24 protein-coding genes are annotated in these 25,972 nt (G+C 50.7%); 11 read left to right on the forward strand and 13 right to left on the reverse strand.

Translation table 11 applies throughout. The annotated features are described in order from the left end of the window. Positions 1-140: 140 nt before the first annotated feature. Entirely contained in the window at positions 141-1,244 is a 1,104-nt protein-coding gene (locus UC15_RS04815; RefSeq protein WP_112287375.1) for a YcbX family protein, read from the reverse strand. 110 nt (positions 1,245-1,354) lie between these two features. On the opposite strand from UC15_RS04815, the gene rlmKL reads away from it, so the two are divergent. From rlmKL to rmf, 6 genes are all read left to right on the forward strand, one after another. Then, positions 1,355-3,475, forward strand: a complete 2,121-nt coding sequence (gene rlmKL, locus UC15_RS04820) for a bifunctional 23S rRNA (guanine(2069)-N(7))-methyltransferase RlmK/23S rRNA (guanine(2445)-N(2))-methyltransferase RlmL (RefSeq protein ID WP_112287376.1) — start codon at positions 1,355-1,357, stop codon at positions 3,473-3,475. Between the two features lie 5 nt (positions 3,476-3,480). Then, positions 3,481-5,385 (forward strand): ABC transporter ATP-binding protein, encoded by a 1,905-nt coding sequence (locus UC15_RS04825; protein WP_112287377.1) that lies wholly within the window; start codon positions 3,481-3,483, stop codon positions 5,383-5,385. Between the two features lie 47 nt (positions 5,386-5,432). Next, complete coding sequence (pqiA, locus tag UC15_RS04830) at positions 5,433-6,734, forward strand: membrane integrity-associated transporter subunit PqiA (protein ID WP_181955481.1); 1,302 nt, start codon at positions 5,433-5,435, stop codon at positions 6,732-6,734. After that, a complete protein-coding gene (pqiB, locus tag UC15_RS04835; protein ID WP_112287379.1) occupies positions 6,721-8,373 on the forward strand; it encodes an intermembrane transport protein PqiB in 1,653 nt (550 codons plus the stop codon). Before pqiA ends, pqiB begins: the two co-directional genes overlap by 14 nt. Then, positions 8,373-8,942 carry a membrane integrity-associated transporter subunit PqiC gene (gene pqiC / locus UC15_RS04840; protein ID WP_112287380.1) on the forward strand — a complete coding sequence of 190 codons (570 nt, stop codon included), beginning with the start codon at positions 8,373-8,375 and terminating at the stop codon, positions 8,940-8,942. Before pqiB ends, pqiC begins: the two co-directional genes overlap by 1 nt. 275 nt (positions 8,943-9,217) lie before the next feature. After that, positions 9,218-9,385, forward strand: a complete 168-nt coding sequence (rmf, locus tag UC15_RS04850; RefSeq protein ID WP_013574871.1) for a ribosome modulation factor — start codon at positions 9,218-9,220, stop codon at positions 9,383-9,385. 155 nt (positions 9,386-9,540) lie between these two features. Here rmf and fabA read toward each other — a convergent pair whose 3' ends face one another. Together fabA and UC15_RS04860 are read right to left on the reverse strand one after the other, a co-directional pair. Further along, the gene (gene fabA, locus UC15_RS04855) at positions 9,541-10,059 is read right to left on the reverse strand and encodes a bifunctional 3-hydroxydecanoyl-ACP dehydratase/trans-2-decenoyl-ACP isomerase (RefSeq protein WP_013574872.1); all 519 of its coding nucleotides are present in this window, start codon (positions 10,057-10,059) and stop codon (positions 9,541-9,543) included. Positions 10,060-10,127: 68 nt separating this feature from the next. Continuing rightward, the gene (locus tag UC15_RS04860) at positions 10,128-11,894 is read right to left on the reverse strand and encodes a Lon protease family protein (RefSeq protein WP_112287381.1); all 1,767 of its coding nucleotides are present in this window, start codon (positions 11,892-11,894) and stop codon (positions 10,128-10,130) included. Positions 11,895-12,104: 210 nt separating this feature from the next. Here UC15_RS04860 and matP point away from each other — a divergent pair, with 210 nt between their 5' ends. After that, positions 12,105-12,563 (forward strand): macrodomain Ter protein MatP, encoded by a 459-nt coding sequence (gene matP, locus UC15_RS04865; protein WP_112287382.1) that lies wholly within the window; start codon positions 12,105-12,107, stop codon positions 12,561-12,563. A gap of 162 nt (positions 12,564-12,725) precedes the next feature. Here the strand turns inward: matP and ompA are convergent, their stop codons facing one another. Then, positions 12,726-13,799 carry a porin OmpA gene (gene ompA, locus UC15_RS04870; RefSeq protein WP_112287383.1) on the reverse strand — a complete coding sequence of 358 codons (1,074 nt, stop codon included), beginning with the start codon at positions 13,797-13,799 and terminating at the stop codon, positions 12,726-12,728. Positions 13,800-14,156: 357 nt separating this feature from the next. Next, positions 14,157-14,663 (reverse strand): SOS-induced cell division inhibitor SulA, encoded by a 507-nt coding sequence (gene sulA, locus UC15_RS04875; protein ID WP_112287384.1) that lies wholly within the window; start codon positions 14,661-14,663, stop codon positions 14,157-14,159. Positions 14,664-14,879: 216 nt separating this feature from the next. On the opposite strand from sulA, the gene UC15_RS04880 reads away from it, so the two are divergent. Continuing rightward, complete coding sequence (locus UC15_RS04880; RefSeq protein ID WP_112287385.1) at positions 14,880-15,509, forward strand: TfoX/Sxy family DNA transformation protein; 630 nt, start codon at positions 14,880-14,882, stop codon at positions 15,507-15,509. Positions 15,510-15,536: 27 nt separating this feature from the next. Here UC15_RS04880 and yccS read toward each other — a convergent pair whose 3' ends face one another. Then, positions 15,537-17,681 carry a YccS family putative transporter gene (yccS, locus tag UC15_RS04885; protein WP_112287386.1) on the reverse strand — a complete coding sequence of 715 codons (2,145 nt, stop codon included), beginning with the start codon at positions 17,679-17,681 and terminating at the stop codon, positions 15,537-15,539. A gap of 37 nt (positions 17,682-17,718) precedes the next feature. Further along, on the reverse strand, positions 17,719-18,180 hold the full coding sequence (locus UC15_RS04890; protein ID WP_112287387.1) for a YccF domain-containing protein: 462 nt from the start codon (positions 18,178-18,180) through the stop codon (positions 17,719-17,721). Between the two features lie 194 nt (positions 18,181-18,374). Here UC15_RS04890 and helD point away from each other — a divergent pair, with 194 nt between their 5' ends. Further along, positions 18,375-20,429 carry a DNA helicase IV gene (gene helD / locus UC15_RS04895; protein WP_112287388.1) on the forward strand — a complete coding sequence of 685 codons (2,055 nt, stop codon included), beginning with the start codon at positions 18,375-18,377 and terminating at the stop codon, positions 20,427-20,429. A gap of 77 nt (positions 20,430-20,506) precedes the next feature. Here the strand turns inward: helD and mgsA are convergent, their stop codons facing one another. Together mgsA and UC15_RS04905 are read right to left on the reverse strand one after the other, a co-directional pair. Next, complete coding sequence (gene mgsA / locus UC15_RS04900; RefSeq protein WP_112287389.1) at positions 20,507-20,968, reverse strand: methylglyoxal synthase; 462 nt, start codon at positions 20,966-20,968, stop codon at positions 20,507-20,509. Positions 20,969-21,086: 118 nt separating this feature from the next. Then, positions 21,087-21,737 (reverse strand): DUF2057 family protein, encoded by a 651-nt coding sequence (locus tag UC15_RS04905; RefSeq protein ID WP_112287390.1) that lies wholly within the window; start codon positions 21,735-21,737, stop codon positions 21,087-21,089. Positions 21,738-21,925: 188 nt separating this feature from the next. On the opposite strand from UC15_RS04905, the gene UC15_RS04910 reads away from it, so the two are divergent. Continuing rightward, entirely contained in the window at positions 21,926-22,339 is a 414-nt protein-coding gene (locus UC15_RS04910; protein ID WP_112287391.1) for a CoA-binding protein, read from the forward strand. A 92-nt stretch (positions 22,340-22,431) separates the two neighbouring features. Here the strand turns inward: UC15_RS04910 and hspQ are convergent, their stop codons facing one another. Then, positions 22,432-22,749 carry a heat shock protein HspQ gene (gene hspQ / locus UC15_RS04915; protein WP_112287392.1) on the reverse strand — a complete coding sequence of 106 codons (318 nt, stop codon included), beginning with the start codon at positions 22,747-22,749 and terminating at the stop codon, positions 22,432-22,434. A gap of 137 nt (positions 22,750-22,886) precedes the next feature. Continuing rightward, positions 22,887-24,080 (reverse strand): 23S rRNA (cytosine(1962)-C(5))-methyltransferase RlmI, encoded by a 1,194-nt coding sequence (gene rlmI, locus UC15_RS04920; protein WP_112287393.1) that lies wholly within the window; start codon positions 24,078-24,080, stop codon positions 22,887-22,889. Positions 24,081-24,178: 98 nt separating this feature from the next. On the opposite strand from rlmI, the gene yccX reads away from it, so the two are divergent. Beyond that, positions 24,179-24,457 (forward strand): acylphosphatase, encoded by a 279-nt coding sequence (gene yccX / locus UC15_RS04925; RefSeq protein ID WP_112287394.1) that lies wholly within the window; start codon positions 24,179-24,181, stop codon positions 24,455-24,457. Between the two features lie 6 nt (positions 24,458-24,463). Here the strand turns inward: yccX and tusE are convergent, their stop codons facing one another. Together tusE and yccA are read right to left on the reverse strand one after the other, a co-directional pair. Beyond that, entirely contained in the window at positions 24,464-24,793 is a 330-nt protein-coding gene (gene tusE / locus UC15_RS04930; RefSeq protein ID WP_112287395.1) for a sulfurtransferase TusE, read from the reverse strand. Between the two features lie 107 nt (positions 24,794-24,900). Beyond that, positions 24,901-25,566 carry an FtsH protease modulator YccA gene (gene yccA, locus UC15_RS04935; RefSeq protein WP_112287404.1) on the reverse strand — a complete coding sequence of 222 codons (666 nt, stop codon included), beginning with the start codon at positions 25,564-25,566 and terminating at the stop codon, positions 24,901-24,903. Positions 25,567-25,972 lie beyond the last annotated feature (406 nt).

Here is a 25,972-nt window from a genome sequence, read left to right on the forward strand (position 1 = left end):
TTCAAGTTGCAGATGCGCTGGATGCGCTCAGTCGCCCGAATCACTTAACTGTGTAAGCTCATCGGGATCCCTTCTCTTGCCGACTTTTTGCAACCCGAACTATTTTGGGTAATTGCGGATTTGGGTAATTGCGGGATATTTTAGCCGAGCACGATATCCGTTGCCGGTATGCAACTGCACGACAGAATCGTTCCGTCTTTCCCCACAGCACTTTCTTTCAGTGGCGCAACATTTCCTTCTTTTAATGTCATTCTGCACGCACCGCAAATTCCCGCACGGCAGGAATAGGGGATACGTAATCCCTGCAACTCCAGTTGTTCGAGCAAAATCTGCTGATTGTTGCCGGTAAACTCCGTGCCCTGGTAATTAATGCGGACTTCCTGAGCGGTACTTTTTGGCGCTTCGACATTTTCGACGACGTCGCCTGCGCTGTAAGGGCGGGGTGGTTTGGTCGCCAGCACCTGAACGCTGTCACCCGCGCGGATCACACCGTTGTTACGGGCAATCATGTTCTGACCGAAATCGACGTCGCCATCGCTGGCAGTACGGTAACCTTGCAATGTTTTCAGAGGTTCGCCACGCGGGTGCTTACGGCCTTTTTCGATGCTGACCGTAGTAAAAATGCAGCGGCTGCACGGCTTCACCAGATCGAAAATGACTTCTCCGATGCGGATGGTCTGCCAGCTGTCTTCTGCGTAAGCCTCAGCACCACTGACCACAATATTGGGGCGGAACTGTTCAACCCTGACACCGCCCGGACAGCGGCGCTGCAAATCCTGCATTGACGCTTCGTTAATCAGCAGGTACGGGAACCCGTCGGCGAACGACAGCGGCACTTCGGGATGCTTTTTCACCCGGCGGGTGGGTTCGTCACCGACCCAGCGCAGCTGCACATCACGTTTTAAATAACCACTTAACCAGCGATTTACCGGTTCCGGCGCGATGAGTGAGGTAAACTGATTGCCCCAGACTTCCGTCGGCGAATCAACGCCTGCGAAATCACGAAATCTGACGCTGATACTTTCGCCTTCCGGCGCACTCAGCATCAGACCATCAGGTAACAAAACCGGGGTGAACAGGACGAGGTTCGGATATTGGCGGGCAGTAATAAACATGCCTTGCGGGTCGGTTATCATGAACTGACGGTCGAAAGCCAGCCCTGTTGGCGTGACCAGCGAGTGCGAAACTTGCAGGCCGCGCATCGATTTAACCGGATGAACAAATAAACGTGAAAGAATGGGCACTGAACACTGCCTCTCAGAGTATAAAGTCTTAAGAATAACCAGAGACTTTATGACAAGCGGCAGGGATTAGCTATAATGCGCAACAATTTTATTTTTGGTGATATGTCGATATGAACTCTTTGTTTGCCAGCACGGCGCGTGGACTGGAAGAACTGTTAAAAAGCGAACTGGAAACGCTGGGTGCGCAAGCCTGCAAAGTTGTGCAGGGAGGGGTGCATTTTGAAGGTGACGATCGCCTGCTGTACCGTAGCTTATTGTGGAGCCGTCTGGCTTCGCGCATCTTGTTGCCGCTGAACGAATTCAAAGTTCACAGCGATCTGGATCTTTATCTCGGCGTGATGGCGATTGACTGGCCGTCCGTTTTTGGCGTGGAAAAAACGTTTGCCGTGCATTTCAGCGGCCTGAATGACGAAATCCGTAACAGCCAGTACGGCGCGCTGAAAGTGAAAGACGCCATTGTCGACAGCTTTACCCGCAAAATGGATGAGCGTCCGAATGTGGCGAAACAGCAGCCCGATATTCGTGTAAACGTCTTCCTGCAACGTGATACCGCCAGCGTCGCGCTGGATCTTAGCGGCGAAGGGCTGCATCAGCGTGGCTACCGTGATCTGACCGGTCAGGCACCGCTGAAAGAAAACCTGGCTGCAGCTATCGTGATGCGTTCAGGCTGGGAAGCGGGCACGCCGATGGTCGATCCAATGTGTGGTTCCGGTACCTTGCTGATTGAAGCGGCAATGATCGCCGCCGATCGCGCGCCGGGCTTACATCGCCAGCACTGGGGCTTTACCGGCTGGAACAAATTTGACGCCGAACTGTGGCGCGAACTGACCGCCGAGGCACAGGTTCGTACCCGCCGTGCGGTGCAGGAAACCACGTCCCGTTTCTTCGGTTCTGATATTGACCGCCGCGTCATTGAGATGGCGCGTGCCAACGCCCGTCGCGCCGGTGTGGCGGAGCTGATTAGCTTTGAAGCCGCTGAAGTCGGTAAACTGGTGAATCCGTTGCCGGAAGGTCCGGTGGGTACGGTCATCAGCAACCCGCCATACGGTGAACGTCTGGAAAGCGAACCGGCGCTGATTGCGCTGCACAACATGCTTGGTCGCATCATGAAGACTAAGTTTGGTGGCTGGAAGTTGTCGCTGTTCAGTGCGTCACCGGAATTGCTGAGCTGCCTGCAATTGCGCGCTGAGCGCCAGTTCAAAGCTAAAAACGGTCCGCTGGAATGTGTGCAGAAAAACTACCAGCTGGCTGAAAACCCGACCGGTGCTGCCGGGACGCAAATGGCGGAAGATTATGCAAACCGCCTGCGTAAGAACGTCAAAAAACTGGAAAAATGGGCTAAACAGCAGGGCATTGAATGCTACCGCTTGTATGACGCCGATTTGCCGGATTACAACGTGGCGGTTGACCGCTACGGCAGCAAAGTGGTCGTGCAGGAATATGCGCCGCCAAAAACTGTGGATGCACAAAAAGCACGTCAGCGCTTGTTTGACGTGATCAATGCCACCCTGTCGGTGCTGGATATTTCATCCAGCCAGTTGATCCTGAAAACCCGTGAGCGCCAGAAGGGCACCAGTCAGTACGAGAAGCTGGCGCAAAAAGGCGAGTTCCTGCTGGTTGAAGAATTCAACGCGAAGCTGTGGGTCAATCTGACGGATTATCTTGATACCGGTTTGTTCCTTGACCACCGTATCGCCCGTAAAATGCTCGGTGAAATGAGTAAGGGTAAAGACTTCCTCAACCTGTTTGCTTACACCGGCACCGCCAGTGTTCATGCAGGTCTGGGCGGCGCGCGCAGCACTACCACGGTAGATATGTCTCGCACCTATCTGGAATGGGCGGAAAAGAACCTGCGCGCTAACGGTCTGACCGGCCGTCAGCATCGCCTGATCCAGGCAGATTGTCTGTCTTATCTCGGGATGTGCGACGAACAGTTCGATGTGATCTTTATCGATCCGCCGACGTTCTCCAACTCTAAACGTATGGCCGAAAGTTTTGACGTACAGCGTGATCATCTGGCTCTGATGAAAGATCTGAAACGCATTTTACGTCGCAACGGCACCATTATGTTCTCCAACAACAAGCGCGGCTTCCAGATGGATCTCGAAGGATTGAGCAAGCTGGGGCTGAGCGCGAAAGAAATCACCAGCCAAACCCTGTCACAGGATTTCGCCCGTAATCGTCAGATTCATAACTGCTGGCTGCTGTCCCATGCCGGCGAGGAAAAATAAAGTTTATGTCGTTAATTAGTATGTCAGGTGCCTGGCTGTCATTCAGTGACTCGCCGCTGTTGGATAACACCGAATTACACATCGAGCCGAATGAGCGCGTCTGTCTTGTTGGTCGTAACGGCGCCGGTAAATCGACGCTGATGAAAATCCTGAACCGCGAAGTGCCGCTTGATGACGGCCGTATCGTGTATGAGCAGGATTTGATTGTCGCGCGTCTGCAACAGGATCCGCCACGCAACGTCGAAGGTACGGTGTTTGATTTCGTCTCCGAAGGCGTATTCGAGCAGGCTGAACACCTGAAAGCGTATCACGCGATTTCGCATCTGGTTGAAACTGACCCAAGCGAAAAGAACATGAACAAACTGGCTCAGGTGATGGAAATCCTCGATCATCAGGGCCTGTGGCAGCTCGACAGCCGTATCAACGAAGTATTGCTGAAACTGGGTTTGGATGCCGATACAGAGCTTAAATCCCTGTCCGGTGGCTGGCTGCGAAAAGCGGCGCTGGGACGTGCGCTGGTCAGCGCGCCGCACATTCTGCTGCTCGACGAACCGACCAACCACCTGGATATCGAAAGTATCGCCTGGCTGGAAGATTTCCTGAAAGAATTCCAGGGCAGCATTATCTTCATTTCGCATGACCGTTCTTTCATCCGCAATATGGCGACCCGCATTGTCGATCTTGATCGCGGCAAACTGGTGTCCTATCCGGGTAATTACGAAGCGTATCTGCTGGCGAAAGAAGAAGCGTTGCGCGTTGAAGAGCTGCAAAATGCTGAGTTCGATAAAAAACTGGCGCAGGAAGAAGTGTGGATCCGTCAGGGTATCAAAGCCCGCCGTACCCGTAACGAAGGCCGCGTACGCGCCCTGAAAGCCCTGCGTAAAGAACGTTCCGATCGCCGCGAAGTGATGGGCACCGCCAAAATGCAGGTGGTTGAAGCTGCAAGCTCCGGCAAGATTGTCTTTGAAATGGAAGACGTTAACTACAGCATCGCCGGTAAACAACTGGTCAGCAATTTCTCTTCGCAGGTTATGCGTGGCGACAAAATTGCACTGATAGGCCCGAACGGCTGCGGTAAAACGACGTTACTGAAACTGATGTTGAGTCAGATTAAGGCAGACAGCGGCCGCGTTCACTGCGGTACCAAACTGGAAGTCGCGTATTTCGACCAGCACCGTGCTGAGCTGGATCCTGAACGTACCGTGATGGATAACCTCGCTGAAGGTAAGCAGGAAGTGATGGTTAACGGTCGTGCCCGTCACGTGCTGGGCTACCTGCAGGACTTCCTGTTCCATCCAAAACGTGCAATGACGCCGGTAAAAGCGTTGTCAGGCGGCGAACGTAACCGTCTGCTGCTGGCAAAACTGTTCCTGCGTCCCAGCAACCTGCTGATCCTCGATGAACCGACCAACGACCTGGATGTGGAAACACTCGAGCTGCTGGAAGAGATGATCGACAGCTATCAGGGCACGGTAATGCTGGTGAGCCATGACCGTGAATTTGTTGATAACTCAGCAACCGAATGCTGGATTTATGAAGGCAACGGCGTGATCAACAGTTATGTTGGCGGTTACCATGACGCACAGCATCAGCGCCGTAACCAGAAGCCAATCCGTCAGGCGGTCGTCACCGAAAATAAACCGGCTGCTCAACCTAAAGCAGAACCGGCAAAACGCACGGCGAATAAGCTCAGCTATAATCAACAACGCGAGCTTGAACAATTGCCTGCGCAAATCAGCACGCTGGAAGAAAAAATTGAAGCGCTGCAACAGCAAATGAGTGATGCGAATTTCTTCACACTTCCTCATGAAGAAACTCAGCAGGTTATCACCGCTTTAGCCGCCGCAGAGCAGGAGTTAGAGCAGGCGTTTGAACGTTGGGAAGCGCTGGAAGCGCAGAAAAACGGCTAACACTGCCCCGTCATGTGCCGCGGAATGAAGGATTGTTCCTGCGGCACATGCTATTGCACGTTCCGCAATTGAGGAGTTGGCTTGTGTGTTCTCATGTCCACGATCCGCACATTTTATGCCCCCAATGCGATTTGCTGGTGGCAATCCCTGAGATTGCTGTCGGGCAAAAAGCAAAATGCCCGCGTTGCCATACGACGCTGACGTCGCGCTGGAAAGAGCCGCGTCGCCGCCCTATTGCCTATGCTGTCAGCGCATTATTCATGCTGCTGTTATCTAACCTTTTCCCTTTCGTGAACATGAAAGTTGCCGGCCTGGGAAGCGAAGTCACGCTGATTCAAATTCCCCAGGTTTTAGTTTCTGACGACTACGCCAGCATGGCGTCGCTGTTTATGATTCTGGTTCAACTGATGCCTGCGTTAGGCATGATTTTCATCATCATACTTTGCCAGGGGACATCGATACCCAGCCACTGGCAGATCAGCATTGCCCGTAACTATTTTCGCCTGAAGGCCTGGTGCATGGTCGAGATTTTCCTCGCAGGTGTTCTGGTCAGTTTCGTGAAGCTGATGGCTTATGGTGATGTTGGTGTCGGCACCAGTTTCTATCCCTTCGTGCTGTTCTGTATTTTACAGCTCAGGGCTTTTCAGTGTACTGACCGTTACTGGATCTGGCAGCAGGTCGCACCTGCACCGAAGCTGGAAATGCCGCTCCGTGTCGGTGAGAGTGGACTATCACAGGGATTACGTTCATGCCATTGTTGTATGGCTATTTTGCCGGTTGATCAAAAACAGTGCGGGCGTTGTGATACATCCGGCCATGCGCGCCGCAAAAACAGTTTGCAATGGACGATGGCACTTCTCATTACGTCTATTTTTTTGTATATCCCCGCCAATCTGCTGCCGATCATGATAACCCAGGTGCTCGGCACACCGATGCCATCCACCATTATGGCTGGCGTGGTGTTGCTGTGGAGTGAAGGTTCTTATCCTGTGGCTATGGTGATTTTGATTGCCAGTATCATGGTGCCGACGCTGAAAATGATTGCGATTGGCTGGTTATGCTGGGATGCAAACAGTAATAAGGAAATCGACAGGGAAAGATTGCACGTGATTTATGAAGTCGTGGAATTTGTTGGCCGCTGGTCAATGATTGACGTGTTCGTTATTGCGGTGCTTTCGGCTCTGGTAAGGATGGGACAACTGATGAGTATTTATCCGGACATTGGCGCACTGCTTTTTGCCAGTGTTGTCATTCTCACTATGTTCGCTGCAATGACGTTTGACCCAAGGCTCATTTGGGATCGCGCTGTAATGAAGTCTGCAAAGGAGCCACAAGATGGCGGGAAATAATATGGCAGAGCACGATGGAACTGCCAAAGTAGAAAAGATTAAACGCTGGTCGCCGGTGTGGATTGTGCCGATTGTTACGGCATTGATCGGCGCCTGGATACTGTTCTACCACTACAGCCATCAGGGCCCGGAAGTGACATTGATCACCACCACGGCGGAAGGCATTGAGGGCGGAAAGACCACCATCAAAAGCCGTAACGTTGATGTCGGTAAAGTGGAAAGCGTGACCCTAAGTGAAGATCTGCAACAGGTCATTATTAAAGCGCGCCTGAATACCGGCATGGAAAAAATGCTCCGTGACGACTCTGTATTCTGGGTGGTAAAACCGCAAATCGGACGTGAAGGTATTTCCGGTTTGGGCACATTATTGTCGGGTGCGTATATTCAGTTGCAGCCGGGCAATAAAGGCGGTGAAAAATCAGAATATAAACTGGATGATTCACCTCCGCTGGCTTCCCCTGATGCCAAAGGTATCCGCGTGAGTCTGGAAAGTGAACGTTCAGGCCAGCTGAATCCGGGTGATCCGGTGCTGTTCAGAGGTTTCCAGGTAGGTACAGTGGAAACCAGTCACTTTGATCCGAAAGCGCGCAACATCAAATATCAGCTGTTTATCCGGGCACCTTACGACACGTTGGTGACTGACAACGTTCGTTTCTGGAAAGACAGCGGCGTGAACTTCGATATGTCTGCCGCCGGTATGCGTGTCGAAATGGGTTCACTGACCACGTTATTTAGCGGTGGTGTCAGCTTTGACATTCCGAATGGCTGGACGCAGGGCAACGAAGCCAAAGATGGTGACAGTTATAAGCTCTTCGACGATCAGAAAAGCATTCAGGAATCGCTTTATACCCGTCACATGGATTACGTCATGTTCTTCTCGGATTCTATTCGCGGCCTGCAACCTGGCGCGCCTGTTGAATTCCGTGGCATCCGTCTGGGGACTGTGGCTGAAGTGCCATATCCGATGAATGTGGTGAAACAGCAGATGTCGGATGATTATCGTATTCCGGTGCTGATCCGCATTGAACCAGACCGCTTCGCTCAGTTGCTGGGAAGTAACTTTAATATCGAAGAGCATATCCGTGACGGTATCGCTCATGGTCTGCGTGCTTCGATGAAATCAGCCAACCTGCTAACGGGGGCGATGTTTATTGATCTGGATTTCTATCCGAATGAGAAACCGTGGAAAGGGCCGCTGGAAATAGACGGGCAAAAACTGTTGCCGACGGTGAGCGGCGGGTTTGCGCAGATCCAACAGAAACTGATGACCACGCTCGATAAGATCAACAATCTGCCGGTCGAACCGATGATGCGTGAAGCCACCAGCACACTGGCGGAAAGTCAGAGGACGATGAAAGCGACGCAGCGGACCATAGAGTCTCTGAATGCCATTGTCAGCAGCAAGGAAATGAAAAATCTGCCACAGGATATGCAGCAGACGTTGATTCAGCTTAACCGCAGCCTGAAAGGCTTCCAGCCTGGTTCTCCGGCGTACGGACATATGGTGAATGACATGCAAAGTCTGGATAAGACCCTGCGTGAACTGCAACCGGTATTGAAAACGCTGAACCAGAAAAGTAATGCACTGATTTTCGCCGCCCCAGGGCAAGATGATCCTCAGCCGAAGAAGGCCAAATAATGATGAAATGGATACCTGTCGTCTTAGCATTATTCCTGACTGCCTGTAGCAGCAGTGATCAGAAAACTTACTACCAGTTGCCGGTGCTTAACAGCGCCCCGGCAACGGGCAACGCAATGTCATCAGGCATGACTACCCAACGTCACCTGTGGGTGGAAAGGGTCAGTGTGGCGGATTACTTGTCAGGTAACGGACTGGTTTATCAGACCAATGATGTGCAGTACACGCTGACCCAGAATAACCTCTGGGCCAGTCCGCTGGATCAGCAACTTCAGCAATCACTTGTGACATACCTGCGCCGGGACTTGCCGGGGTATCTGGTTTCCACCCAGGCTGTCAGTTCGGATGATCAGGATGTGCTGAACGTGAATGTGACCGCATTCCATGGTCGTTATGATGGCAGGGTAGTTATCAGCGGAAGCTGGACGCTGAGCCGCAGCGGGCAGATGATCCAGCGAGACTTTACGCTGAACTTGAAACAGAACGAAGATGGCTATGATGCGCTGGTGAAAACGCTGGCTGCCGGATGGCAGCAAGAAGCAGGCCAGATTGCCTCACAAATAAGATGACTATTTTTTAAGCTTAATATTTTTTAAGTAAAACGTAAAAAATCCCGGTTTCTGACTTTTCAGAAGCCGGGATTTTTTTATGGTGATCAGCCAGATGAGGGGTTTATCAGCACGATTATCTCGCGCGCAATCTAATAATATAACTCACAAATATGACATTGGCGTGAATTTTGCGCATTGACCTCTCTGCCGATAGCAGCTATTTGTTAGGTGTGGACGCAGAAGCGGGCCACTGTTTTCTTTCCACCTGACCTGAATAATGAGGGATATAAGGCATGAAGAGACAAAAACGCGATCGCCTGGAACGGGCACAATCACGTGGATATCAAGCAGGTATTGGCGGACGCTCAAAAGAGATTTGTCCGTACCAATCATTAGATGCCCGATCACACTGGCTCGGGGGTTGGCGACAAGCCATGGAGGACAGGGCCGTTACCGCTTAAGCGGCTCCCCTGTCAGAATAAGGAACAACCTCCGCTGCGCGCGGAGGTTTTTGTTTGTAATAAACATCATTAATGTCATCTGCGCTGAAAAATGCGCATAAAAAACGGCGAGCCATCAGGCTCACCGTTTTATCCGACTCAGCAATGCGGCTTTCTTAGAAAGCAGCGGCGTCTTTGAACAGACCAACTTTCAGGTCAGTTGCGGTGTAAATCACCACACCATCAACCAGAACTTCACCATCAGCGACGCCCATGATCAGTTTACGGTTGATAACACGTTTGAAATTCAGGCGGTAGGTAACCAGTTTTGCAGTTGGCAACACCTGACCGGTGAATTTAACTTCACCTACACCCAGTGCGCGGCCTTTGCCTTCGCCACCGAGCCAGCCCAGATAGAAACCGACTAACTGCCACATTGCGTCCAGACCCAGACAGCCTGGCATAACCGGATCACCAATAAAGTGACAGCCGAAGAACCACAGGTCAGGATTGATATCTAACTCAGCTTCAACATAACCTTTGCCATGGGTGCCGCCATCTTCTTGCATCTTAACGATGCGATCCATCATCAGCATATTGCCTGATGGTAATGGAGGACCGCCAGCGCCAAACAGTTCACTGCGGCCAGAAGCTACGAGGTCTTCTTTCGTATAGGAATCGCGTTTATCTACCATGTTCTATGTAAGCCTTATTTTAATGAAGGGCGAAGCTTAGCTTACAGCTGTAAGCCGAACAACTCCGATCAGCTGCGGCTGAACCAGTTCAACCAGCGAAGAGGCCACGGGTAGCGAGGGCCACCTTGCGATGTGACCAGCGCAATACGCTGCTGAATTAATCCCAGCAGGCTCGGACGCTCTTCTTCAGCTTCTTCTTCGTTTGTGTAAATCAGTCCGGTCAGGATAGGCAGCGCTTCGGCTGCGTTATCAACTGCCCATAAGTGAAACTGGCCTTCGCGAACGGCGTCTACAACCTGCGGATGCAGGCAAAGATTACGCACGTTGCTGGTTGGCAGAATGACCCCTTGCTTACCGGTCAAACCGCGACGCTGACAAACCTCGAAGAAACCTTCGATTTTCTCATTCACGCCACCAATGGGTTGCACATTCCCAAACTGATCGACAGAGCCGGTGACCGCAATTTGCTGGTTAATCGGCTGCATCGACAACGCACTGATGAGTGCGCAGAGTTCAGCGAGAGATGCGCTGTCGCCGTCCACTTCTCCGTAAGACTGCTCAAACACAATCGAAGCGGAGAAGGGCAGAGGCTGGTCGAGTTCTAACTCGGAAATCAAAAAGGCCTGCATAATCATCATGCCTTTGGCATGCAGATTACCGCCTAATTCAGCTTTGCGTTCAACGTCGGTAAATTCGCCGTCGCCGGTGTGTACGACACAACTAATACGTGAAGGTTCACCTAAAGCGCGCGGATGCCCCGGATATTCCAGAACGGAAAGACCGTTAATCTGCCCGACGACTTCACCTTCGGTTTCAATACGGATTTGCCCAAGCTCAATTTCGTCCTGCATACGTTCCTGCAGGTAGCTTTCTCGCCATGCACGTGCATTCGCCGCCGCTTCAAGAGATTTGGCACCGAGCAACTCATCTTCATTATAAAGCGCGGCTTCGCTTAGCTGGGCATTTATCCAGACAGGATCGAGCGTCAGGCTTCCCTGATCGGTGCTGTGGCGGATGGCAATTTTCAGAAACTCAGGCCAGGCATCGGCAGCCAGACGCGGGATCTCAAGCTCATCGGCCAGCGTGTTAACGTAACCACACCAGGTTTCCATGTCACTTTCTTCGGTCAGTGGCAGGTCTGCTTCAAATTCGCCATAGATGGCAGAATCCATCAGCTCCGGTTCCATATCGCTGAGGTCGCCCAGCGACAAGCGATCGCCCACCAGAATAAGACGCAGATCCAGCGGCATCGGAGGCACCGTCACTGGCAACGGTTTTGTCTCATCCGGAGATACCCAGTGATAGTGGCCTTCAGTGATCATTTGCTTAAGTCGCAACCACATCAGTGGCTGAGCGATGAGTGTGCGGATAGACAGCACTAAAACACCGCCATTGACCTGATGAACCAGACCCGGTTCGAGTTGAATCTGATCCTTAAACAGGCGAACACAGCCAAACAATTGTTCCGGCTCAATCCATTCGCGGTACTGGCAGGTAAAGCTTGCAGCAAAGGTATCTTCTGAAGATTTAGCCGCCAGCAGCGCCACCTTATTACCGTCAATATGATAGCGGTTGCCAATAACTTCAGTTTGTTCCGGCAGCAGATTGCTGACTACATCAGCGATGCGTGACAAGTACTCGCGATTTTCCTGCGCTTTGAGCGTCATAAAACGCGCACGCGAACGGGGATGACAAAACAGCGTTAAACCATTTTCCAGCCGGGGCTGTGTGCCTGCGAAATCGACAGGGGCTAACTGGGAAGCCGTTGCAAAAATTGCCTCGTAAGGCGCGGTATCGGGCAGTAAAAGCTGCCAGTCAAGTCGGTTATTGGTCAATGTGTTAGCTGTTTTCTATAAAAAGGGAAAGAGCGATTATACAAGAATAAATCCGGCTGCATACAATGAGAGTCGCAGCACAAATGCTCTTAGCGCACATTGCTGAACGGGTGCTTAAAAAACAGGCAAAATAAGCGGGTTTATTTGGGGTGAAAATTGAATTAAAGCTGTTATGCTTAGTAAAGTTACGTGGTCACCGAAGAGTTCACGATGAAATATCAGCAACTGGAAAATCTCGAAAGCGGTTGGAAATGGAAGTATCTGGTGAAAAAACACCGGGAAGGTGAGCGGATTACTCGTCATTTGGAAAACAGCGCTGCTGAAGAATCCGTGAATCAACTTCTCAGGCTGGAAAACGAGCCTGTTAAGGTGACGGATTGGATCGTTAATAATATGAATCCGTCGCTGGAAAATCGGCTAAAACAAACCATCCGTGCCCGCCGTAAGCGTCATTTTAATGCTGAACATCAGCATACGCGTAAGAAGTCCATTGACCTGGAATTTCTTGTCTGGCAGCGACTGGCTGGACTGGCGCAAAGGCGCGGAGCAACATTGTCTGATACGATCATTCAGTTGCTTGAAGATGCGGAACGTAAAGAGAAGTACGCAAATCAGATGTCTTCACTTAAAGAAGATCTGGAACAAATCCTCGGTAAAAAAGAGAGCTGAGTCTCTCTTTTTCCTTCCCCGAATTCTTTACAGACTTTCTCATCAGAAGGCATTTCACTGACTTTTCATAAAAAGAAACATTTCACTTCACTGACTGAAGACATAAAAAAACCCCGCCGAGGCGGGGTTTTTGATATCTGTAGCAAAAGCTAAAGAGTGTTATTAAGCCTGTGGCTGAGTAACAGTATCTTTGTAGCCTTTAACTTCGATTTCTACACGACGGTCTGGTGCCAGGCAGTCGATCAGAGCAGCACGGCCTTTAACGGAGTCACAGGTAGAACCGGTAACTGGGTTAGATTTACCCTGGCCTTGTGCAGAGATCTTGTTAGCAGGGATACCTTTAGATACCAGGTAATCTACTACGCTCTGAGCACGTTGCTCAGACAGTTTCTGGTTGTATTGTTCTGAACCGATACGGTCGGTGTAACCCAGAACGATAACAGAACCGTCTTTAGGATCGATTGAGCTCAACTGGCTGTACAGCTGATCCAGAGCCTGTTGGCCTTCTGGTTTCAGAGTTGCTTTGTTGAAGTTGAAGAGAACGTCAGATTTCAGAGTGAATTTCTTAGTCTCAACAACTGGAGCTGGTGCTGGTGCCGGAGCAACAACTGGAGCAGCTTCTTCTTGACCGAAACGGTAAGAAACACCCACAGCCAGCATGCCGTTATCAGGACGTGCGCCAACAGTAGCAGCGTCACCGATGTTGTTAACCCACTGGTAATCCAGACGGGTAGCCCAGTTTTTGGTCACAGCGTATTCAAGACCAACGGCTGCCAGTGGAGAAACACCGGTGTCGTGATCGCTTACGCGGCCAGCTGCGCCATTGTCGAAGTTACCTTTAGCGTCTGCACGCCAAACCATACCACCCAGACGGGTATAGATGTCCAGATCGTCAGTCAGTGGGTAGCTCAGTTTAGCAGCCAGCTGAACGCCTTGTGCTTTGAACGCGCCATTGTTTACGCTGCCTTTGTAAGGCATACGGCCAAGCCAGTCATATCCCATTTCAAAGCCCAGGTATTGGTTCGCTTGGTAACCCAAGAACGCACCTGCACCCAGTTGGCTCTCGTGGGTAGGGCCGTTGCCGATACCTTCGTAAGCATTTGCGAAACCAGTGTCATGGTATTGGGACCAGCCCAATTTACCACCGGTATACCAGGTGTTATCTTTAGGGGCGGCTTGCGCTACGGTAGCGAAACCTGCCAGTGCCACTGCTAATGCGATAGCTGTCTTTTTCATTTTGCGCCTCGTTATCATCCAAATAGGCAATTGAGCTTTAAGCTTTTTAAGCCCTTGGTTAAAATCCTTACGCCAAGATTATTGCTTCATTTCAGAACTTGCCACTTTACGTTGGCATTATTGAGCAACCTTGGCGTTGTAAAGTCTACAACGTGGCGCGAAACTTACAAGCTTGATGTGTTAACACCGTGGAAAAAAAGGGAAAAACGTACACATTTCTTAACGGCTTTGACCAATTACTGACAATTTTTGAAGACAATCTACATTCAGGAAGCCCGTTTTTACTGGGTTCCGGAGCTTTCTCAGCACAAATCACTAAGTTCCCCATTATTTTCGTAGGAACATTCCTATTTTGAACTAATGGTATACAGAAGAGTGAATTTTTACTGTTGAGTGATGTCCACAAGCTGGATTCTGTTCATTTGTTGGCTTCATAATGAAGCCATAAGCTCCCCCCTGACGGGCAGCAATTTGTAATCTTTCCCTCTCTGCATCATTCAAATCTGGCAACCATCCAAGCACGACACTGTAGTTACCCGTTTGCAATGCTTTTTCCATGGCATCGACAGTAGACATCGCAGTGATCTGATTCACCTGAACCATTTTATCCACCGGTAGCCCGGACTCTGATAACCAGTGACGGCTCAATTTTTGTTGTGGTGTCAGCCACAACAACCACCGTGATTGCATACCGAGATGTTGCAGCAGGGGCAGCAGTAACTGGGCAAAAGCAGGTTGGCTGGCACTATAGACGAACTCAGTGATCAGACCATTATTCAAGGATGCAGACGTATTTACCTGTGCACGGGAAACGGGCAAAGCAAGCTGACTAAAATGATGATTTGTATGGTGTTGAGTTCGCATAGAGATGTACCCCAGTGAGTTACTGTATGGATGTACAGTACTCTGGCGATAGGCAAAGATCAACCCAATTTTTCCAAGACATCTCGCAAATTTTGAAGGCAACACACTGCAACTGCATTTTATGTTTGTTGCCACTCACGACATTGCGTATTTTGCATTTAGCGGTTCTGGTAATTCAAATTGGAAGTCAGGAATGAATGTGAAAAGGATAACGCAATGATAAATAAATCAAAAAAAAGAGTACTTGAATGTCTGGAACTGTTTGCCCCACTGGGCAATATACGCTCGCGAACGCAGTTTGGCGGATTCAGTTTATCGGCCGATCGAGCCATGTTTGGTCTGGTGTCTGACGGAGAATTATACCTGAGGGCGAATGATGATACAGAAGGTCACTTTTGCCGGAAAAAAATGGAACGTCTGATCTACCGCAAGCGCGGGATGGATGTGCATTTACGCTATTTCAAAGTCAGTCATGAGCAATGGAGTGATCCCCATATTTTGCTGAGACTGGCGAGAGTTTCTATCAAAGGGATGCGTCGTGAAATTGAAGCAAAGAAAAACAGTGAAGCATCACGTTTGAAAGACTTACCCAATCTCTCGCTGGCTCTTGAGCGGATGCTGTGGCAAGTCGGTATCGAAAATTCGGGGGACCTTCGGATGCAAGGTGCGTGCGGGGCATACCTGAAATTGTGTGCAATAAAAAAAAAGAATTTGGGCATTAATTTGCTGATGGCACTGGAAGGCGCAATTTTGGGGTTTCATGAAGCAGCCTTGCCAACGGCGTCCAGAGAGTTTTTAACTCATTGGTTCAACCATCAGCAAGAAAAGTATCCGATGACGCACTAACCCGCAGCACATGATGGCTGCGGGTCGTCAGACCGGGTTATGAGCAGGCAGGATTTTACTGTTAAGACTGGTGAGTTCAGGTAAATGAGCCACCAGTAATCCAATTTGTTGCAATACAAGCTGTTCTTTACTGTCCGAATCCGTGGTTCTCATCTGAATGCGGGCACTGAGATTTTCAAGAGCCTGCTGAATACGCTCGGATTCAGCAGGCAGATGGTGCAGAGCCCCGTCCACGCAGCACACTGCATCATCCAGCAAGCTAAGGGTTTCAGCATCTTCGAGCTTTTCACGATGTGCGCCGAGCGCAGAAATATAGCTCAGCATCGTATGGTTGAGGCACAGCAAGCGGAATGCGGCATCCAGGGTCGTTGTGTCGTTATTCTTCTCCGAACTCATATTCGAAACAACTGACGCCAGTTCCGCATCACAGTTATGCGCATCACGGCGTGCCAGACGATAATCGAGACTGTTGTCTTTTCCCTGATGGTATTGCACCAAAATTGCGTCAAGGTAGCGGCAGTTGGCATCGAAAGTTTTGCTGACAACGCGGTCGATTTGCCTGAATTTCCAGTCCGGCCAGATAAATGTCACTGCAGCCCAGGCAATACCACACCCAATCAGCGTATCGATGACGCGGGGTATGGCGATTTCAAAACCTTCTCCCAGCAAGTTGAAACACAACAGCACCAGCAGGGTAATAAACATCGTTGCCTGCGCATATTGCACCGTGCGAAAGGCGAAGAATAATAAACCGCTGATGACGATCAGGATCATTTGCCCGTCAATCGAAGGCACGAAGTACAGTATCGGAATACCCAGCGCGATACCGGCAAGAGTGCCGATAATCCTTAACGCCAGCCTGCGGCGTGTGGCGCTGTAGTTCGGCTGACAGACAAACAAACTGGTGAGCAATATCCAGTAGCCATGATGTAAACCACTGACCTGAAGAAACACGTAACCGACAAACAGAACGACTGACATACGCACCGCATGGCGGAATAATACTGACTGCGGCGTGAAGTGCCGCGATATACGTAGCCAGATATCATCAAGCCCTGTCAGGCGATCTTCGGCAAACGTATTTTTCCCAGTCTCATTATTCTCAGGCAGGGACTGCTCGGATTCAATATTGGCCAGTTGTGCATCAATGGCGTGCAGATTGCGTAAAAGATGGCGCAACGCCTGCAACATTTCCCGATGCTCGCCCTGAGATTCCAGACGTTTCAATGCTTCTTCCAGCCGCGCAAACGCCCGCTCAAATTGGCTGTTATGCTGATATTTCTGACGATATAAAATGCATTGTGACAGCTGCAAACAGGCCCGTGCTTGCATACTCATCAGCCGCTGGAAACGGAACAGAATGTCACTGTGATGGAATTGTTCACTCAGCTTTAGATACTTCACATGTGATGAACTGGCGCGTTCGTGAATATCCTGCACCACGAAATAATAATGCAAAGTTCTGCGTGTCCCTTTCTGACCACGGTCACCCTTCAGACGGGTTTGCAGCGTATTTTTAGTCTGATTAAGCGTGGAAACCAGCTGTCCGTTAGCCATCGCCAGCTCAACCAGTTGCTGATTATTGTCTTCCTGATCGGGGTCGAACAAGGTCGCTTTGGCTTCCAGATACGCCGCGAGTTGTGTGAAGCAGCGTGAAATCTGATCCTGTAGTGGCCGGATAGGAAAGATAATATGCCCGGCCAGCGTCAGCAGGTTATACCAGATGGCACCGGCCAGCAGGAGTAGTGGTTGCTGATACCAGATGTGATACATGCTCGTACCAAGCATGGTATAGATGGCGATCAGCAGCGCGCCAAAAGCAATAGTGGCATAACGCTGGCCGAGTGCGCCGAGCAGAATAAACCCGCAGGTGGAAAGCATCAGTCCCGGCGCAAATAGCCAGGGATAGGGGAAAAGTAATTCGATTGACGCTGAAGCGATGAAAAAGCATACCAGCGTAATCAGCAAATTGCGCAGCCTGCCGGCAAGACGATCGTCAAGATCAGCCAGCGCGGCGGCGACGACACCGAGCGTCAGGGGAATGGTCAGCGTAATCTCACCCAGCCACCATGGAACGGCGGCCGCGCCTGCCAGAGCAATGAAAATCCTGATGTGATAAAGAACATTGCTGTTATAGGCGTAACGCCTTAAGCCCGGTGCAATCGAAAGCACTAAAAAACCCCACCTTAAAAATCAAAAATGATGAAAATCAGCGAATGCGTCCATCTTTCATCAGACGGCTGGCATTCGCTTCACGAACTTGTCTGGCGAGCTCGACGGAAACCACCCGGCGTCCGACCGGCCACAGTGCGATAACGGCGATTTTAAAATTCGCGATGCCCACCGGAATGCCGATAATACTGATACATTGAGCGATACCCGCCATGATGTGGGACAAGCATAACCACCAGCCGAAGAAAATAAACCAGAATATATTCAACAGAGTACCACCGCCGGACATCAGCGCATTGCGTTTTTCAGGATACAATTCATCAACATGTACGGCTTCATTGCCAAATGGCATCAAAGACAGACGGGTGATCTCCCAGCAAGAGCGGGTGAGGGGTAGGGTGAAGATCAGTACGATGCTCACCAGCGTGGCAAATAGCCAGGCGAGAGTGGTAAAGAAACCACCTAAAACAAAGTTGAGAATATTGAGAACTGTGCGCATGTCTGCTCTTCCCGAAGATATGAAAAGTTAAAGGAATTCATGTTTCCCAAAAGGAAACATACCTCTTATTCTACCCTGTTTTGGAACGTGGATCGCCTGCGCTTATCAAAGGTAAACTCTTAAATACACTTGCATGTAAAATTATAAACATTACCTTTCCGTCAGGAATTTTAGAGAAAATACGGTGTGATGATATGGAATTGAAATCGACCTCATTCGGGAAACATCTGGCGCAGCATCCGTACAACCGGGTGCGTCTGCTTAATGCGGGCGTTGAAGTCAGTGGCGATAAACATCACTACCTGATCCCTTTTAATCAGCTTATCCAGATCCGATGTAAGCGCGGCATTGTCTGGGGTGAGCTGGAATTTGAATTGCCGGAACAGAAAGTCGTCCGTCTTCATGGTACCGAATGGCAGGAAACTCAGCGGTTTTATCAGTACCTCCTTAATATCTGGCAGACCTGGAGTCAGGAAATGAGCGGGGTTAGCGCGGGGGTATTGCACGGACAAATCGAAAAAATCACGCAGATTGAGCAGCAGGATAAATGGTTCAAACGAGCTGATTTAGCCGATGTACAAAAAGATATTCAGGAAGCCTTTTCTGCGGTTCCGGTGCCCGTCGAACGCCTTAATGATTTTGACAATTGCCGTGATGATTACCAGACCTGCCTGCGCTGGCTGGAGCAGGGGAAGCGCAGTGTCACACAACGTAATCTGGCCTGGACCGAACGGGTCATTGCGGATAATCGCGATTTTTTCGATACCGTTGAGGTTTCGCCGCTTAACGAAAGTCAGTGTCGCGCCGTGGTCAATGGTGAGGACTCCGTTCTGGTGCTGGCCGGTGCCGGTAGCGGTAAAACATCCGTGCTGGTGGCGCGTGCTGGTTGGTTGTTGCGTCGTCAGGAAGCACTTCCTGAGCAAATACTTCTGCTGGCTTTCGGGCGTCAGGCTGCGAATGAAATGAATACCCGTATTAAAGAACGGCTGCACACTGACGGGATTAAAGCCAAAACCTTCCATGCGCTGGCGTTACAAATTATTCAGGAAGGGAGCAAAAAAGCGCCGAAGATAAGCAAACTCGAAACGGATGCTAAAGCGCGTCGCTCGCTGCTGATCAAAACCTGGCAGCAACAGTGTGCGGAGAAAAAAGTCCAGGCCAGCGGCTGGCGGCAGTGGATGACCGATGAGCTGGAATGGACGGTTCCTGACGGCGATTACTGGAAAAATAAATCGCTGGCAGAACGTCTCGGGAGCCGCCTCGAACGCTGGCTCAGCCTGATGCGGATGCACGGCGGCAGTCAGGCAGAAATGATTGACAGCGCGCCGGAAGAAGTCAGAGACCTGTTCACGAAACGCATTCGCCTGATGGCGCCGCTGTTGAAAGCCTGGAAAACTGCGCTCAAAGATGAGGGCGCGGTAGATTTCTCTGGGCTCATCCATCAGGCGGTGAATATTCTGGAAAAAGGCCGCTTTGTCAGCCCGTGGAAGCATATTCTGGTGGATGAATTTCAAGATATTTCGCCACAGCGCGCATTGCTGCTTTCGGCATTACGCAAGCTCAACAAACACACCAGTTTATTCGCGGTCGGGGACGACTGGCAGGCGATTTACCGTTTCAGTGGCGCCGAGCTTTCGCTTACCACTGCTTTTGCGACAAACTTTGGCGAAGGGGCGCAATGTGCGCTGGATACCACATACCGTTTCAACGATCGTATCGGTGAGATTGCTAATAAGTTCGTCCAGCAAAACCCTCATCAGCTGAAAAAACCGCTGAACAGTCTGACCAAAGGTAATAAGAAGAATGTCGTGATCCTGCCTGAGGACCAGATGGAAAAACTGCTGGATAAACTCAGCGGATATGTCACAGCCGACGAGAGGATTCTGGTACTGGCGCGCTATCACCATCTGCGTCCGCAAATTCTCGAGAAGGCGGCAACGCGCTGGCCAAAACTCAATCTGGAATTTATGACCATTCACGCCAGCAAAGGGCAACAGGCGGAATATGTGATTATCGTCGGGCTGCATGAAGGTAGCGACGGTTTCCCGGCGGCGGCGCGCGAATCCCTTCTGGAAGAAGTCCTGCTTCCGAAACCTGAAGACTTTATGGATGCTGAAGAGCGGCGTTTACTGTATGTGGCCATGACGCGGGCGAAGCATCAGGTCTGGCTGATGCAGGATAAACAGCGTCCTTCAGTATTTGTGGAACAACTGGAAGATATTGGCGTCCCGGTGCAGCGTAAACCCTGAAACGAGAAAACCCGGCAATCGCCGGGTTTTCTTTTTTGCTTTGATGCTTACTGCATTTATCAGCGCGAGAATTTAAATCACTCTTTCAGGCGCGACCATAAATAGCGTTGATAGTCGGGAATCACAATATCGACTTCAGACTGGAATAACGGGGAATTGATCAGGAAATCCGCGGTCGCCACATTGGTCGCTACCGGAATATTCCACACCGTTGCCAGACGCAGCAGGGCTTTCACATCGGGGTCATGCGGAACCGCATTCAGCGGATCCCACAGAAAAATCAGCAAATCGATTTTGCCTTCGGCAATCATCGCGCCAACCTGCTGATCGCCACCCATCGGGCCGCTCAGCATACTTTTTACATTGATGCCGGTATTACGCTGTACCAGATTACCGGTGGTGCCGGTAGCGTAGAGAACATGTTTGGAAAGTTCGGCGACGTTTTTGTCGACCCATTTCATCAGGGTGTTTTTACAATGGTCATGCGCGACCAGAGCAATGTGTTTTTGTTTTGCGATCGTACGGGTCGTGTATTCCATCAAATTCCCTTCAACGCGAAAGTAAGAGTGGATCACAGAATACTGAAAGTCCGTTTTACTGCAAAGGGTGGGGGCGATAATTCAGTGTTTACAGAGAGATTGCGTGATGCAGGTTAAGTTACGACGTCCGTTCCTGTTCACCAGGCAGTTTAAACCAGAGCAGAAATTGTTCGAAGCTGGCGTTAGCAGCCAGTCGTGTCCATAGCGGATGGAGATAAGTGATTGAAATTTTCGACGGTGTTTCCTGCGCCAGTGCCGTTTTTTTATCCGTGAAGCCTTTCGCGAACAAAGGTACGGCTGCACGCGCGCCGGACAAATTGTACGTGACCATCAATTTTTCAGCGTCCGAGGTGTGTCCGGGATTAAACATATTCAGCACATCACGCTGCGTCGGTATTTGGCGACCCTGATCATCAACCAGCTGATAGTTCATTTGCTTATTAAATTGCGCTGCTTCGGTTTCGTTGCTCAGTTTGGGCAAAACGAAAGAAACGGAACGACTGCTTTTAGCATTGAACGTCACAATAAGTGCAGGGGAGTGATACATCGGCATCAAGCCGGCGCGAAGATTTTTGCTGACCTGAAACAGGATCTGATGCTGACCGCCGTCGAGTTCCAGACTGTCCGCACCTTTCAGAATAGCGCCAGACATTTGTTTGCCGTCGATCACCAGAACGTCAACATCCGGAGACAATTTGAGTGAGGTCGCCGAAGCTGACGCCATCAGGCTGAGACTCGCTAATGCGACCAGCGCATGACAGACTTTCATTCTTCTCTCCCCAAATACCAAATTGCTCATCGTCTATTATTCAGCAATGGCGATAATGTGTCAAAGTTTTACAAAATGTTTTTAATTAACACGAGCAAGGTGAGGCAAGTCGCCTTTTTGATCCACGGGCTGTCGGAATAGCCAGCCTGCGTTACACTTAACGAATACAGGTAAAAGGAGATAATCCCGTGCAAGATAATGATATTCGCAAGATTCTTGAAGAAGTGAAAACTATCGCACTGGTCGGTGCGAGCGACAATCCGGGGCGTCCAAGCTATGGCGTGATGGCGTATCTGCTTTCTCAGGGCTATGAGGTGATCCCGGTCAGCCCGAAACTGGCAGGTAAGGAATTACTGGGGCAAAAAGCCTACGGCTCTCTGGCAGAAATTCCGCACCCGGTGGATATGGTGGATGTATTTCGTAATGTTGAAGCCGCGTATGGCGTGGCGCAGGAAGCGATTGCCATTAAGGCCAAAGTGCTGTGGCTTCAGTTAGACATAATCAATGAACAGGCTGCCGTGCTGGCAAAAGAGGCCGGATTAAAAGTCGTGATGGATCGTTGTCCGAAAATCGAAATTCCGCGTCTGGGGATGGAAAAGTAACCGCCATCTCTAATCAGCAAAGAAATTTACCAATAAAAAAACCGGCCATCGAAGCCGGTTTTTAATTTTAAGAGCGTGCCGCAGGAGCAGACTCAGTTACGCAGGCGTGGCGCCATCAGCTGTCTGCGAACTGATTCAGCCAGGTCATCCAGAGACGTTTGCTCCGGATGAGAACGCGCGGCTTCGTGATCAATCTGAATCTCCGCCAGATAGGTATGAACCGGCTGGCCTTCTTCATCTTCCATCACCACATGATACCAGGGAGCGGTGCGCATGGAGTCATCAGCGGCGACATCGTCGACACCGGGCTTTTCGAGCGAATACTCTGCATCGACATCAATCACCACACCTAAGTAACCTAACAGTCTGTGGCGAACCTGCTGGCCGATACCGAATTTACTGGCAATCATAGTCACCTCCCAAAATAATACATTGATCTCTATATGGAGATAAAACGCGCTATTTCAAGTTATGACCGCTCATTCTGCTAAAAATTCGACGGCGTGTCGTCAGTACGGCACGCGGTGCTTAGTCTGTCAGACTCTTTTCAGTTCATCACCAGGCAGGCGAAACCTTTCAGATACAAGCCTTCCGGATAGGCGCCGGTCACCGGATGATCGGCGGCCTGACGGAATTGCTCAACGAACTGAATTTCGCGTCCTGCATCGAGTGCGGCATCGGCCAGAATTTTCTGGAACAAATCTGTTGGCAGCAAGCCGGAACAGGAGAAGCTCAGCAGGATACCGCCCGGGCGAAGCAGTTGCAGCGCCAGCATATTGATATCTTTGTAGCCACGACAGGCGCTCGCCAGCTGGTTTTTGTTCTCAACGAATTTCGGCGGATCCATCACAATCATGTCGAACTGCTGACCTTCGGTGCGGTATTTACGCAGCAGCTGGAAAACGTCTTCACGCACGAATTCGGCTTTCGACAGATCCAGCTTGTTCAGTTCCACGTTCTGACGTGCCACGTCAAGCGCTGCCTGAGAGGTATCCACGTTAGTGACTTTCGTACAGCCGCCCATCAGCGCAGATACCGCAAACGCGCCGGTGTAAGAGAAACAGTTCAGAACGTTGCGGCCTGCAGCATAGTTACGTGCGGCAAGACGGCTGTCGCGCTGATCGAGGTAGAAGCCGGTTTTGTGGCCTTCCTTGATATCCACCAGCAGGCTCATGCCGTGTTCCTGAATTGGTAGCAGGGCAGGCGGCTCATCGCCGACCACATGTCCCTGAGTCAGTTCCAGGCCTTCTTTTTTACGCACGGCGACGTCTGAACGGTCCCAGATTGCGCATTCAGGATAGCAATGTTGTAGCGCAGCAATCAGCGGTGCACGCTGATATTCGGCACCCGCTGACAGCAGTTGCAGCACCAGGAAATTCTGGAAGCGATCGATGGTGATGCCCGGCAGACAGTCGGATTCACCAGCAATCAGGCGGTAACCGTCCAGTCCGTCGCGCTTAGCGATATAATTGCGCCAGTTTTGCGCTTGTTGCAGACGGCGGATAAAAAATTCAATGTCGATATCTTCGTCTTGCTTGAACGTCCAGACACGCGCACGGATCTGAGAAGACGGTGAATAGGCACCGCGTGCCAGCCATTTTCCCTGACTGTCTACAATATCTATAGTCTCGCCGGAATTGGCTTTGCCTTCGACACGGTGTACCGCGCCGGAAAATACCCACGGATGGCGGCGGAGAAGTGATTTTTCACGGCCTTTGGCCAGAATTAAACGTGCAGTCATAAAATTAGGTTCTGTCGGTTCGGAGACAAAAAAGAGCGACATTGTCCGGTCATGCAGGTGAAATTGCAACGAACCATACCGCTAACGGAGAGAAAATTATGGCAACAGTCAGTATAGCCGCCTATGTGTACGGCATGGTGCAGGGCGTGGGTTTTCGTTTTGCGACCCAACATCAGGCCACCGGTTTAGGTCTGACCGGTTACGCAAAAAATCTTGAGGATGGCAGCGTCGAAGTGGTGGCGTGCGGCGAACAGGAAAAGGTGGAACAGCTGCTGGCCTGGTTAAAGCAGGGCGGGCCGAAGCATGCACGGGTAGATCGTGTGCTCAGCGAGCCGACCGCACCCGGCCATTACAGCGATTTCAAAATCAAATACTGAAGTCTTTTACAGGCACTTCACCGGCTTGGGCAGACCGGCAATTTTGGTCGCCTGTTTAGCCGGGCCTTTAGGGAACAGCCGGAACAGATAGCGGCTGTTGCCTTTCTCTTCGCCATATTTCTGCGCCATCGCTTTCACCAGCATGCGTACGGCAGGCGACGTATTGAATTCGAGATAAAACTCGCGTACGAAACGCACGACTTCCCAGTGGGCATCGGTAAGCGCTATCCCTTCTTCTTCCGCCAGCAGGGGTGCCATGCCTTCCTGCCAGTCCTGACTGTTTTTCAGGTAACCCTGAGCGTCGGTTTCAATAACCTGACCTTCAAACTGCAGCATACAACCTCAAACCCGTAAAAATGCGGCGGTCAGTTTATCAAAAATGCCGGTCAGACAAAATAAAAAGCCCCGCTCAAGGGCGGGGCTTAGAGGACCATCCGGTATCATCAGTTACGCGATGACAGACCCAGGATGCTCAGCAGGCTGACAAAGATGTTGTACAGCGAGACATACAGACTCACGGTCGCGCGAATATAGTTGGTTTCGCCGCCATGAATAATGTTGCTGGTTTCCCACAAAATCGCGCCCGCAGAGAACAGAATAAACAGGCAACTGATTGCCAGCGACAGCGCCGGAATTTGCAGGAACAGGTTAGCGATCACCGCCACCAGCAGCACAACAAAACCTGCCATCATCATGCCGGAAAGGAACGACATGTCTTTGCGCGTGGTCAGCACGTAGGCTGAACAACAGAAGAACACCAGTGCGGTACCGCCCAGTGCCAGCATAATAATGTCACCGGCACCGACCGAAAGCAGCGAGCTCAGCAAAGGGCCGAGCGTATAACCCATAAAGCCGGTCAGCGCGAAAGCGGACAAAATACCCGCAGGGCTATTCGCTGTGCGGTAAGTCAGGAACATCAGGCCATAGAAGCCAACGAGGGTCAGCAGAAAACCGGGGGACGGCAATCTCAGAACCGTACTTGCCGTCGCAGTAATTGCGGAAACGCCCAAAGTCAGCGCCAGCAGAAAATAAGTATTACGCAGCACCCGGTGCGTGCTTAGCAACGAGCCAGCGCGTGATGATGACGAAGATGCAACGATACGATCCATGCGGTTCATAATAAAATTCTCACTTAAGCCCTTAATACTTTGTGTCGCAGATGCGTTAGCTTCGCCCGGTCACCGGAATCACTTACCTGTGTAAGCTCATAGGGATTCCCTCTCTTGCCGCCTTCCTGCGACCCAAATTATTTTGGGTATATAATTGGAGTCGGTGAAAATACAAACAGGTTGCAGTGTAAGTAGTTGCGGAGCGTCATTAAAGACGTTTTACCCTTCTTTACCTGCTCAGGGCGGGCAGGGCGCGGTTTCCTGGCTTCAAAATCGCCGAAATGATGTTTAAATCGCCGCTTGCAAGCCGAATGCCTGTTTTTCAGGCAAACGAACAGAATCTGACTTTACAAGAGGATCGGCACTGTTTATAGTTCGCTTCGTTGCGGAGGGGTGGCCGAGCGGC

The sequence above is a fragment of the Rahnella sp. AN3-3W3 genome, from assembly GCF_003263545.1.
In the GTDB taxonomy this organism is placed as follows: Bacteria; Pseudomonadota; Gammaproteobacteria; order Enterobacterales; family Enterobacteriaceae; genus Rahnella; species Rahnella variigena.

What these genes read in the sequence shown, in the direction of transcription:
- rlmKL (WP_112287376.1), top strand. Translation starts at nt 1,355, where the DNA reads ATGAACTCTTTGTTTGCCAGCACGGCGCGTGGACTGGAAGAACTGTTA.
- UC15_RS04825 (WP_112287377.1), top strand. Translation starts at nt 3,481, where the DNA reads ATGTCGTTAATTAGTATGTCAGGTGCCTGGCTGTCATTCAGTGACTCG.
- pqiA (WP_181955481.1), top strand. Translation starts at nt 5,433, where the DNA reads ATGCTATTGCACGTTCCGCAATTGAGGAGTTGGCTTGTGTGTTCTCAT.
- pqiB (WP_112287379.1), top strand. Translation starts at nt 6,721, where the DNA reads ATGGCGGGAAATAATATGGCAGAGCACGATGGAACTGCCAAAGTAGAA.
- pqiC (WP_112287380.1), top strand. Translation starts at nt 8,373, where the DNA reads ATGATGAAATGGATACCTGTCGTCTTAGCATTATTCCTGACTGCCTGT.
- rmf (WP_013574871.1), top strand. Translation starts at nt 9,218, where the DNA reads ATGAAGAGACAAAAACGCGATCGCCTGGAACGGGCACAATCACGTGGA.
- fabA (WP_013574872.1), bottom strand. Translation starts at nt 10,059, where the DNA reads ATGGTAGATAAACGCGATTCCTATACGAAAGAAGACCTCGTAGCTTCT.
- matP (WP_112287382.1), top strand. Translation starts at nt 12,105, where the DNA reads ATGAAATATCAGCAACTGGAAAATCTCGAAAGCGGTTGGAAATGGAAG.
- ompA (WP_112287383.1), bottom strand. Translation starts at nt 13,799, where the DNA reads ATGAAAAAGACAGCTATCGCATTAGCAGTGGCACTGGCAGGTTTCGCT.
- sulA (WP_112287384.1), bottom strand. Translation starts at nt 14,663, where the DNA reads ATGCGAACTCAACACCATACAAATCATCATTTTAGTCAGCTTGCTTTG.
- UC15_RS04880 (WP_112287385.1), top strand. Translation starts at nt 14,880, where the DNA reads ATGATAAATAAATCAAAAAAAAGAGTACTTGAATGTCTGGAACTGTTT.
- UC15_RS04890 (WP_112287387.1), bottom strand. Translation starts at nt 18,180, where the DNA reads ATGCGCACAGTTCTCAATATTCTCAACTTTGTTTTAGGTGGTTTCTTT.
- helD (WP_112287388.1), top strand. Translation starts at nt 18,375, where the DNA reads ATGGAATTGAAATCGACCTCATTCGGGAAACATCTGGCGCAGCATCCG.
- mgsA (WP_112287389.1), bottom strand. Translation starts at nt 20,968, where the DNA reads ATGGAATACACGACCCGTACGATCGCAAAACAAAAACACATTGCTCTG.
- UC15_RS04905 (WP_112287390.1), bottom strand. Translation starts at nt 21,737, where the DNA reads ATGAAAGTCTGTCATGCGCTGGTCGCATTAGCGAGTCTCAGCCTGATG.
- hspQ (WP_112287392.1), bottom strand. Translation starts at nt 22,749, where the DNA reads ATGATTGCCAGTAAATTCGGTATCGGCCAGCAGGTTCGCCACAGACTG.
- rlmI (WP_112287393.1), bottom strand. Translation starts at nt 24,080, where the DNA reads ATGACTGCACGTTTAATTCTGGCCAAAGGCCGTGAAAAATCACTTCTC.
- yccX (WP_112287394.1), top strand. Translation starts at nt 24,179, where the DNA reads ATGGCAACAGTCAGTATAGCCGCCTATGTGTACGGCATGGTGCAGGGC.
- tusE (WP_112287395.1), bottom strand. Translation starts at nt 24,793, where the DNA reads ATGCTGCAGTTTGAAGGTCAGGTTATTGAAACCGACGCTCAGGGTTAC.
- yccA (WP_112287404.1), bottom strand. Translation starts at nt 25,566, where the DNA reads ATGGATCGTATCGTTGCATCTTCGTCATCATCACGCGCTGGCTCGTTG.